5 protein-coding genes are annotated in these 9,917 nt (G+C 69.2%); all 5 read left to right on the forward strand.

The window, feature by feature from the left end:
• Positions 1-84 precede the first annotated feature (84 nt).
• Complete coding sequence (locus tag ACZYX4_RS17030; protein WP_463878127.1) at positions 85-2,175, forward strand: PhoX family protein; 2,091 nt, start codon at positions 85-87, stop codon at positions 2,173-2,175.
• Positions 2,176-2,593: 418 nt separating this feature from the next.
• The gene (locus ACZYX4_RS17035) at positions 2,594-4,348 is read left to right on the forward strand and encodes a multicopper oxidase family protein (RefSeq protein WP_463878129.1); all 1,755 of its coding nucleotides are present in this window, start codon (positions 2,594-2,596) and stop codon (positions 4,346-4,348) included.
• A gap of 156 nt (positions 4,349-4,504) precedes the next feature.
• The gene (gene argS, locus ACZYX4_RS17040) at positions 4,505-6,283 is read left to right on the forward strand and encodes an arginine--tRNA ligase (protein WP_463878132.1); all 1,779 of its coding nucleotides are present in this window, start codon (positions 4,505-4,507) and stop codon (positions 6,281-6,283) included.
• Between the two features lie 35 nt (positions 6,284-6,318).
• A complete protein-coding gene (menD, locus tag ACZYX4_RS17045; RefSeq protein WP_463878138.1) occupies positions 6,319-8,046 on the forward strand; it encodes a 2-succinyl-5-enolpyruvyl-6-hydroxy-3-cyclohexene-1-carboxylic-acid synthase in 1,728 nt (575 codons plus the stop codon).
• Between the two features lie 1,173 nt (positions 8,047-9,219).
• Positions 9,220-9,792: a hypothetical protein gene (locus ACZYX4_RS17050; protein ID WP_463878135.1), complete on the forward strand. Its 573-nt coding sequence runs from the start codon at positions 9,220-9,222 to the stop codon at positions 9,790-9,792.
• Positions 9,793-9,917: the final 125 nt, after the last annotated feature.

Here is a 9,917-nt window from a genome sequence, read left to right on the forward strand (position 1 = left end):
GCGACTTCACCCGGAGGACCCCTCCGCGTCGTGCGCGGCTGGAACGGTGGGAAGGCCCCCAATCCACCCGTGGAAGGTCTCTCCATGTCTGTCTCCTCCGGACGCACGTTCTCCCTGCTCCCGATGCTCGGCCACACCAAAGGCAAGCGAAGCGCCGTCACCTGCGCGCTCAAGTGCGACAACGCCTGCACCGGCGAAGTCTGCAACACCAGCTCCAACGCCTACTTCCGCGACATCGCCTCCGCGACCATGTCCCGCCGCGCCGCCCTGGGCTTCGGCGCCGCCGGTGCGCTCGCCGTCGCGTTCGGCGGTGCCCTGGCCTCGCCCGAGGCCGCGGTGGCCGACGGCGGTCCCGGCCTGTCCGCGGCCGCCAAGAACGGCTACGGCCACGGCAAGTCCAAGCTCAAGTTCACCGCGATCGCCCCCGTGGATGCCGCCGTCGACGCCGTCACGGTCCCGGAAGGCTTCACCTGGCAGCCCGTAATCCGCTGGGGTGACCCGATGTTCAAGGACGCCCCGGACTTCGACCTCGGCAAGCAGAGCGCGGCTGCCCAGTCGCGGCAGTTCGGCTACAACGTCGACTACACGGAGATCCTCGAGATCCCCGGCAGCAAGGGCCGCCGCGGGGTGCTCTTCGCCAACCACGAATACACCAACGAAGCCATCATGTTCCCGGCCACGATGCCCGCCGCGGACGTCCGGGCGATCGGCGCCGCCGCGCACGGGCTCTCCGTCGTCGAGCTGGAGCGCAAGAACAAGAACAAGCCGTGGTCCTACGTCAAGGGCGCCAAGCTGAACCGCCGCTACCTGAACGACACGGCGTACCAGCTCACCGGTCCGGTGGCGGGCTCGCCGCTGGTCCGCACTTCTGCGGATCCGGCCGGCCGCACCATCCGCGGCACGCTGGGCAACTGCGCCGGCGGCACCACCCCCTGGGGCACCATCCTCTCCGGTGAGGAGAACTTCAACGGGTACTTCGTCGCGCCGGGCACCTCGGCCGAGGACAAGCGCTACGGGCTCAAGTCCTCGCCCACGGCGCGGAAGTGGGAACTCGACGATCCCCGCTTCGACACCCGCAACCCGGGCTTCGAAAACGAGGCCAACCGCTTCGGCTGGATCGTGGAAGTAGACCCCTTCGATCCGACGTCGACCCCGAAGAAGCACTCCTCCCTGGGCCGCTTCAAGCATGAGGGGGCCAACGTGATCGTGGCCGAGTCCGGCCACGTGGTGGCCTACTCGGGCGACGACGAGCGCTTCGACTACCTCTACAAGTTCGTCTCGAAGGACAAGTACTGCGAGGGGGACCGCAAGCACAACATGACCCTGCTCTCCGCCGGCGACCTCTACGTGGCCCGGTTCACCGGCAACTCCCCGGCCTCCGAGATCACCGGGACCGGCGCCCTCCCGTCCGACGGCGGCTTCGACGGCACCGGCGAATGGCTGCCCCTGGTGGTCGGCGGGAAGTCCGCCGTGCCCGGGATGTCCGTGGAAGAGGTGCTGGTGTACACCCGCCTGGCCGCGGACAAGGTGGGCCCCACCAAGATGGACCGCTGCGAGGACGTCGAGCCGAGCCTGCACACCGGCAAGGTCTACGTCGCCTGCACCAACAACTCGGACCGCGGCAAGGCCGGCAAGGAAGGCGCCACCGAGATCAACCCCCGCAACGCCAACCGCGACGGCCACGTCGTGGAAATCACCGAGACCGGCGACCAGACCTCCACGGCGTTCACCTGGAACCTGCTGATGGTCTGCGGCGATCCCTCCACCGGCGACGTGACCTACTTCTCCGGCTTCCCGGTGGAGAAGGTCTCGCCGATCTCCTGCCCGGACAACCTCGCGTTCGACTCGGTCGGGAACCTCTGGATCTCCACCGACGGCGCCCCCTCCGGCATCGGCAAGGCGGACGGGCTGTTCAAGGTCACCCTCGAGGGCGCCGAGCGCGGCCGGGTGGAGCAGTTCCTCGCCGTCCCGCGCGACGGCGAAACCTGCGGGCCGATCATCCACGACGAGGAACGCACCGTGTTCGTCTCCGTGCAGCACCCGGGCGAGGACGGCACGTTCGACGCGCAGCTGTCCTTCTTCCCGGACTACGTGCCTGCCGGGACGAAGCCGGCCCGGGGCCAGGCCCGCGCCCCCCGCCCCTCAGTAGTCCAGGTCTTCCGCACCCACGACTGACCCCACCGCACCACCAAGCAACGCGGGGTCACCGCCTCCACACAGCAACGCGGGGTCACCGCCTCCACACAGCAACGCGGGGTCACCGCCTCCACACAGCAACGCGGGGTCAGATCCGGCCCATGTTGGGACCCTTAATGGGCGGTACCTGACCCCGCGTTGCTCCCTCACGTTTGGCGGGTTGCACGCAGACGCCCCCTCACGTTCCGCAGTTCGACGGCGGGAGGTGAGGGGGCGTTTGTGCGCCGCGGCCGGTCCGCGTTCCTGACTTGAATCCACAGTGACCGCAGGTGTTTCCGGCCACGAACCAAGTGTGGGGTCTGTCCAAACCCGCGCAAACGGTACTCCTGCGTTGACACTGTTTTGTCCGTATCCTTCGACTCATTCAGGTAAATGGACTAGGTGGGGGGTACATGACATGGACATCACAAGGCGAACCCTGTTTGAGGCCGGTGCTGCGGCCGGTGCAGGGATGTTACTGGCGCCGGTCATCACATCGACAGCCTCTGCGGCCGTTCCGGCGGGGGTCACTGCCTTCACCGAGCAGCTGCCGACGCTGGCGGAACTGGGCGTCATCGATGCCACGGGCGGTGGCAGCGCAACCATCGAGATGGTCAACGCCACTCACCAATTCCACAGTGCGATGGCCGCTACACCGACGTATGCCTACCGGGGCGGTACCGTCTCGCAGACCTACCTGGGCCCCGTCATCGTGGCCAAGCAGGGTGTCCCGTTCGACCTGACAATGTTAAACAGTCTCGGCGCGCATCCGCTGGCTTCCGCGATCGACGACCACCTCGCCGGCACCGTCCCCGCCGACGCCACCGCCCCACGGGCCTCCACACACCTGCATGGCGGGAACACCAGCCCGGGCAACGACGGCGACCCAACCGACACCTTCGTGACCGGCGAATCGAGGCCCTACCACTACGCGAACACGCAGGAGGCTGCCGGTCTCTGGTATCACGATCACGCCATGGGCATCACCAGGCTGAACGTGTTCGCGGGACTTGCCGGCGGCTATCTGATTCGCAACGGCGACGACCCCGGCGACGGCACCACCGGACTGCCACCTGCCCCGTTCGAGGAGCCGCTGATAATCCAGGACCGCATGTTCAACGGCGACGGCACCTTCCTCTACCCGCCCAACGCCAATCCCGGGACCTCCGGCCGACCTTGGGCCCCCGAATTCTTCGGCGACGTCGCAACGGTAAACGGCAAGGCATGGCCGAACCTCAACGTCGCCCAGGGCAAGTACCGGTTCCGCGTCTACAACGGCTCCAATGCCCGTTTCTACAATCTCAGTCTCAAGTCCGCCGGCCCTGCCAACACGCTCTTCCAGATCGGCTCGGATGGTGGCCTGCTCAACGCTCCCGTTCCCCTGAAAACCCTGCTGCTCGGCCCCGGTGAACGGGCCGACATCGTGATCGACTTCGCCGGGCTGAAGCCAGGCGCCAAGGTCGTTCTCACTAATGACGCCCGTGTTCCGTTCCCTGGAGGTCCGCGCGCAGTCAGACGGGGCGGTATGCCCCTTCCTGAGATCATGCAATTCACGGTGACAAGTGCACCCGGGTGGACAGCGCCGCTGCCTGCAACTCTGCGTACCGTACCCATCACGCCGCTGGCCACCGCGGCCCGGCCGGTTGCAGTCGTCCGCACCATGACGATGGTTGAAAACCTCAACGCGTTTGGTTCTCCGGTGATGGCGTTGCTGAACAACAGGACCTTTGAGGCCCCGGACGCGACCACAACCGTCGGCACAGACACCCTCGAACAGTGGGATCTGGTCAACACCACCGTCGACGCTCACCCGATCCACCTGCACTTCACCCAGTTCCAGGTGCTCAATCGGCAGAAGTTCGACTCCGCGGGATACATGGCCGCCAGTTACGGCCCGCAACCGTTGATGCACAACACCGGCTCCTTCCCGCCACCACCCGTTGCCGCGTTCCTGAGAGGCGGCCCGCTGGCACCTCCCGAAAACGAACAGGGGTGGAAGGACACCGTCATAGCCATGCCGGGAGAGGTCACCCGAATCGTTGTACCCTTCGGCGCGAACGCTGGCGGCTCCGTGACCGCTTTCCAGTCCTCGTTCACCGGGCTTTACGTATGGCACTGCCATATCCTCGAGCACGAGGACATGGATATGATGCAGCGCTACGTCATCGCCTAGCCGCCCCTACACAGCAACGCGGGGTCAGATCCGGCCCATGGTGGGGGCCTTGATGGGCGGTATCTGACCCCGCGTTGCTTCTGCGTTGCTTCTGGGGCGGGGGAGCCTGGGGTGTGCGGAACTGATAATTTGAACAGTGTGAATAATCCGGCCGAAATGGTTGTCCCCAGAGTCCAGGCAGCAATTGCCAGCGCGTTCGGCGAAGAGTACCGCGGCACGGATCCCGTGGTCCGGCCCTCGCAGTTTGCGGACATCCAGATCAACGCCGCCATGGCGCTGGCCAAGAAGGTCGGCATGCCGCCGCGGGACGCCGCCGCCCGGATCGTCGGGGCCCTGGACCTGGACGGGATCTGCACCGCGGTGGAGATCTCCGGACCCGGCTTCATCAACCTCACCTTTGACGGGACCTGGATCGAGGAGCTGCTCAACGCCCAGTCTCCCGGCGCCCCGGCCGTGCCGGCAGCGGAAGCCCAGCGCGTCGTCGTCGACTATTCCTCCCCGAACGTCGCGAAGGAAATGCACGTCGGCCACCTGCGCACCACCGTGGTGGGCGACAGCCTCGTGAAGGTGTTCGAGGCGCTGGGGGACACCGTGATCCGGCAGAACCACATCGGCGACTGGGGCACCCCGTTCGGCATGCTGATCGAGCACTGGCTGGAGATCGGCGAGGACTCCCCGGAGGCGGCGCTGCTGGTCGATGACCCCAGCGCGTTCTACCAGGCCGCCCGCGCCAAGTTCGACGCCTCCGCCACCGACGAGGACGGCTTCGCCAGCCGCGCGCGCCTGAGGGTGGTGGCGCTGCAGGGCGGCGACGAGGAAACCTTCGCCGTCTGGCAGCGGCTCGTGGCCCAGTCCAAACGCTACTTCAACGCCATCTACTCGATGCTCGGCATCAGCCTCACCGACGACCACATCGCCGGCGAAAGCTCCTACGACGCCCACCTGGCGCAGCTCTGCCACGAACTCGAGGAAGGCGGCATCGCCCGCATCAGCGACGGCGCCCTGTGCACCTTCCCGGCCGGCTTCACGGGCCGCGACGGCGAGCCCATGCCGCTGATCATCCGCAAGTCCGACGGCGGCTACGGCTACGGCACCACGGACCTCGCCACCATCCGGTACCGGGTCCGAGAGCTCGAGGCCAACCGCGTCCTGTACGTCGTGGGCGCGCCGCAGAACATGCACCTGCGCATGGTCATGGCCACGGCCCGGGAAGCCGGGTGGCTGCCGGACACGGTGGAGGCCGTGCACGTGCAGATCGGCAACGTGCTGGGGGAGGACGGGAAGATCCTGAAGTCCCGCTCCGGCGCCCCGGTCAAGCTGATGGCCCTGCTGGAGGAGGCCGTGGACCGCGCCCGCGCCGTCATCGACGCCAGCCGGCCCGAACTCACCGAGACCGAACGCGCCGTGACCGCCCGGCAGGTGGGCATCGGCGCGGTCAAGTACGCCGACCTCTCCGTGGGCCACGACACCGAGTACGTCTTTGACTTCGACCGGATGCTGGCCCTGAGCGGCAACACCGGACCCTACGTGCAGTACGCCGCCGCGCGGATCCGCTCGATCCTGCGCAAGGCCGGCGTGCTGGAGCGGTACACGGCACTGGACGCCGCCGGGACCGGCACCGCATTTGGCGGCGCCCTCGGCGGCACGCCGGCGACGCCGATCGCCGTCGTCGAACCCGCCGAACGCGCCCTGGCCCTGCACCTGCTCGACTACGGTGCGACGCTGCACAAGGTGCGCGAGGCGCTGGAGCCGCACCGGCTGTGCACGTACCTGTTCGAACTCGCCCAGCTCTTCACGGCCTTCTACGACCAGTGCCCCGTGCTGAAGTCCGACGATTCGGTCCGGGAATCGCGGCTGGCCCTGTGCGCCCTGGTGCTGCGCCGGCTGTCCGAGGGGCTGGACCTGCTCGGCATCGAGACGCCGGAGAACATGTGAGCCCGGGGGAGCTGAGCGCGCTGGATGCCGCGCGGATGGCCGTCGCGGCCCTGCTGCTGGAGGGGGTGCGCTACGTGGTGGTGGCGCCGGGCTCGCGCTCCGCACCGATGGCCTACGCCCTGGCTGAGGCCGACGCCGCCGGGCGGGTCGAGCTGCTGGTCCGGATCGACGAGCGCGACGCCGGTTTCACCGCCCTGGGCCTGGCCCTCGCCACGGGGGCGCCCGCGGCCGTGCTCACCACCTCCGGGACCGCCGTCGGCAATCTCCTGCCGGCGGTGATGGAGGCCAACCACGCCGCCGTCCCGCTCGTGGTGATTTCGGCCGACCGCCCTGAGGAACTCCGCGGGACCGGCGCCAACCAGACCACCGTGCAGCTGGACATCTTCGGTGAGCATGTCCGTTTCGCCACGGACGTGCCCGCCGGCAACAACCCGCGCCGCGCCGTCGAGACCGCGCTCAGCGCCGCCACCGGGGCGTTCGAGGACACCCCGCCCGGGCCGGTGCACCTCAACCTGGCCTTCCGCGACCCGCTCGTTCCCGCCCCCGGCGACAGGCTCCCGCCCGAGTCCGGCCGCCGGGTCTACCGCGCGCCCCGCAGCCCGCTGGCCCTCGATTTCCCGCCCGCCCCGGCCGGCCTGCCGGAACGGCGCACCGTGGTGCTGGCAGGGCACGACGCCGGCCCGGTCGCCGAGGCGTTCGCCCGCGCCCACGGCCTGCCGCTGCTGGCCGAGCCGTCCTCCAACGCGCGGTTCGGGCCCAACGCGGTGGGACCCTACCGGCTCCTGCTCGAGGCGTTCGGCCCGGAGTCCGCGCAGCCGATCGAGCGCGTGGTGCTCTTTGGCCGACCCACCCTCTCCCGGCCGGTGGGCGCCCTGCTGGCCCGCGCCGACGTCCCCTCAGCCCTCTACCAGCCGGTGCCCGTGGCCTGGTACGAGCCCGGCCGCCGCACCGAACTGCCGCTGGACAACCTGGCCGACCTCGCCGACTTTGCCGGCCGGGGCTCCGCGGCCTGGCTCGATGCCTGGCTCCTGGCCGGGGCCGCCGCCCAGCACGCCGTGGACGTGGTCCTGTCGGGCACTGCTGCGGCCGGGCCTGCCGCGGCGGGGCCTGCCGCGGCGGGGCCTGCCGCGGGGACCGGGATTGCCGCGACCGGGCCCGCCGTCGGCGCCCTGGTCTGGGAACACACCCGCGGGCAGCTCGTACTGGGCTCCTCCAACGGCATCCGCGACGTCGACCTCGCCGGCGCACCCGCCCCCGAGCCGGCCGCCGTCGTCTTCGCCAACCGCGGCCTGTCCGGCATCGACGGGACCCTCGCCACGGCCACCGGCATCGCCCTGGCCGGCCGGCAGGAAACCACGGTGCTGCTGGGCGACCTCACCTTCCTGCACGACGCCGGCGGGCTGCTCCTCGGCGCCGGGGAGCAGGAGCCCGATCTGCGGATTGTGGTCCTCAACGACGCCGGCGGGGCCATCTTCGGGCTGCTGGAGCACGGCGCCGTCGAGGCCGAGGGCCGCTACGGAACCGCCGTCGAACGCCTCTTCGGCACTCCGCACAGCGTGGACCTGGCGGCACTCGCGGCGGCGTACGGCGTCGCGCACCGCTCGGTCAGCACGACGGCGGAGCTTGCCGCTGCGCTGGCGGAGCCGTGGGAGGGCCGGACCATCGTCGAGGTGCGCACGGACCGGCACGGGCTGCGGGAGCTGCACGGACGCATCCGGGCCGCCGTGGCCGCCGCGGTGGCCGGGGTGCTCGCGGCGGAGTAGCCCGGGCGCGTTTCCGCTGCGGTTTCGGACGGGGGCGGCGCTTCCGGCCGCGCTCGTGCGCTGGGGGCGTTTCCTCCGCCAGCCTGGTGAGGCGCAACGTGCCCGGCGCTGCGCCTCGAGCGTCGTGACGCGCCCCATGCCCGGCGCTGCGCCTTGAGCCTCGTGACGCGCCAAATACTCTCCGCGCCCGAATACCCGCCGCGTCAGGGCTTTCGCGCCGCGTGCAACGGGAACCGAGTCGCAAAATGGGGGAGCGCTGCACATGACTGGCCAAGCGACGCGCCCCGTGCCCGGCGGCGCGCAAAAAGCCCCGTGACGCGCCAAATACTCTCCGCGCCCGAATACCCGACGCGTCAGGGCTTTCGCGCCGCGTGCAACGGGAACCGAGTCGCAAAAATGGGGGAGCGCTGCACATGACTGGCCAAGCGACGCGCCCCGTGCCCGGCGCTGCGCCTCGAGCGTCGTGACGCGCCAAATACTCTCCGCGCCCGAATACCCGCCGCGTCAGGGCTTTCGCGCCGCGTGCAACGGGAACCGAGTCGCAAAATGGGGGAGCGCTGCACATGACTGGCCAAGCGACGCGCCCCGTGCCCGGCGGCGCGCAAAAAGCCCCGTGACGCGCCAAATACTCTCCGCGCCCGAATACCCGCCGCGTCAGGGCTTTCGCGCCGCGTGCAACGGGAACCGCGTCGATGACGCGGGGTGCGCGGCGAACGACGGGAAGCGCGTCAGTTGTCCACATGGCCGGCCCGGGGCATGGTGGGACCGTCTCGGGGCTGGGACCTTCGTTGCATGACCGAACTGCCGAGGTTGATCCTCACCCGCGAGCACATCCAGCATGGTCTGACTTCCAAGGAGTTAGCGAGGCGTTGCCGTTCGGGTGCACTGGTCCGGTTGCGGCAGGGTGTCTACGTCGACGGCGGTGTATGGCGGGCCCTGTCCCCGTGGGACCAGTACCGGATCCGGGTAAGTGCAGCCGCGGAGACCTTTGTTGCACAAACGATCTTTGCCCGGCATTCCGCTGCCTCTGTATGGAGAATCCCAACCGTTGGACTCCGGCACCCCGTCCACGCGGTGACCCTTCAGAACGAGGGCGGACGGTCCAGGGCAGGCGTGATGCGCCACTACGCTCCTCTGGCCGGACTGAAGTGCGTTCGGCGGGACGGGATATTGGTGACCGGGAGAATTCGCACGGTGCTGGATCTCGCGGCCTTCACACCGTTCGCCGAGGCCGTGGTGCCCGTGGACCACGTGCTGAAACCCGACGTAGAGCAGCGACTGCCAGCCCTCACCAAGGAATTGCTTCTGGCTGGAATCGAGGGCAACTACAGCGCGGCCGCCGCACGGCGGATCCGGACAGCGGTGGAGTTTGCCGATCCGCGGTCCGGATCGGCCGGCGAGTCATACAGCCGGGCCCTCATGTGGGTGGCCGGGTTCCAGACACCGGAGCTCCAGCAGGAATTTCGCGACGCTTCAGGACTCGTGGGCTACACGGACTATTACTGGGACGGAGTGCGGGTGGCGGGGGAATTTGACGGCGTCGAAAAGTACGTTAAGCCCGAGTATCTAAAAGGCCGGACCGCCTCGCAGGCTGTGGTTGACGAAAAGGAGCGGGAGAACCGGGTTCGGGCATTGGGAAACGGCATGGTCCGCTGGGTCTGGGCCGATCTGTTGCCAGCCGGGCAACTCGAGAGGAAGCTGGCAGCGGCGGGCGTGCCCCGCCGTCGTGCACGCTCCGCGCGGTGACGGTGACGGTGACGGTGACGCGCAATCCCGCACATGACACGGAAAAGCGCCGGCGCGGCCGAATTCCGGAAGCGGCGGGGCTTTTGCGCAGCGCGGGGCGAAATCCGCAACGCAGCAAGGAGGAC

It is taken from the genome of Pseudarthrobacter leeuwenhoeki (assembly GCF_055412885.1).

Excerpts from the sequence above, each read along its gene's own strand:
- menD (WP_463878138.1), top strand. The coding sequence starts at position 6,319 with ATGGCCGTCGCGGCCCTGCTGCTGGAGGGGGTGCGCTACGTGGTGGTG.
- ACZYX4_RS17030 (WP_463878127.1), top strand. The coding sequence starts at position 85 with ATGTCTGTCTCCTCCGGACGCACGTTCTCCCTGCTCCCGATGCTCGGC.
- argS (WP_463878132.1), top strand. The coding sequence starts at position 4,505 with ATGGTTGTCCCCAGAGTCCAGGCAGCAATTGCCAGCGCGTTCGGCGAA.
- ACZYX4_RS17035 (WP_463878129.1), top strand. The coding sequence starts at position 2,594 with ATGGACATCACAAGGCGAACCCTGTTTGAGGCCGGTGCTGCGGCCGGT.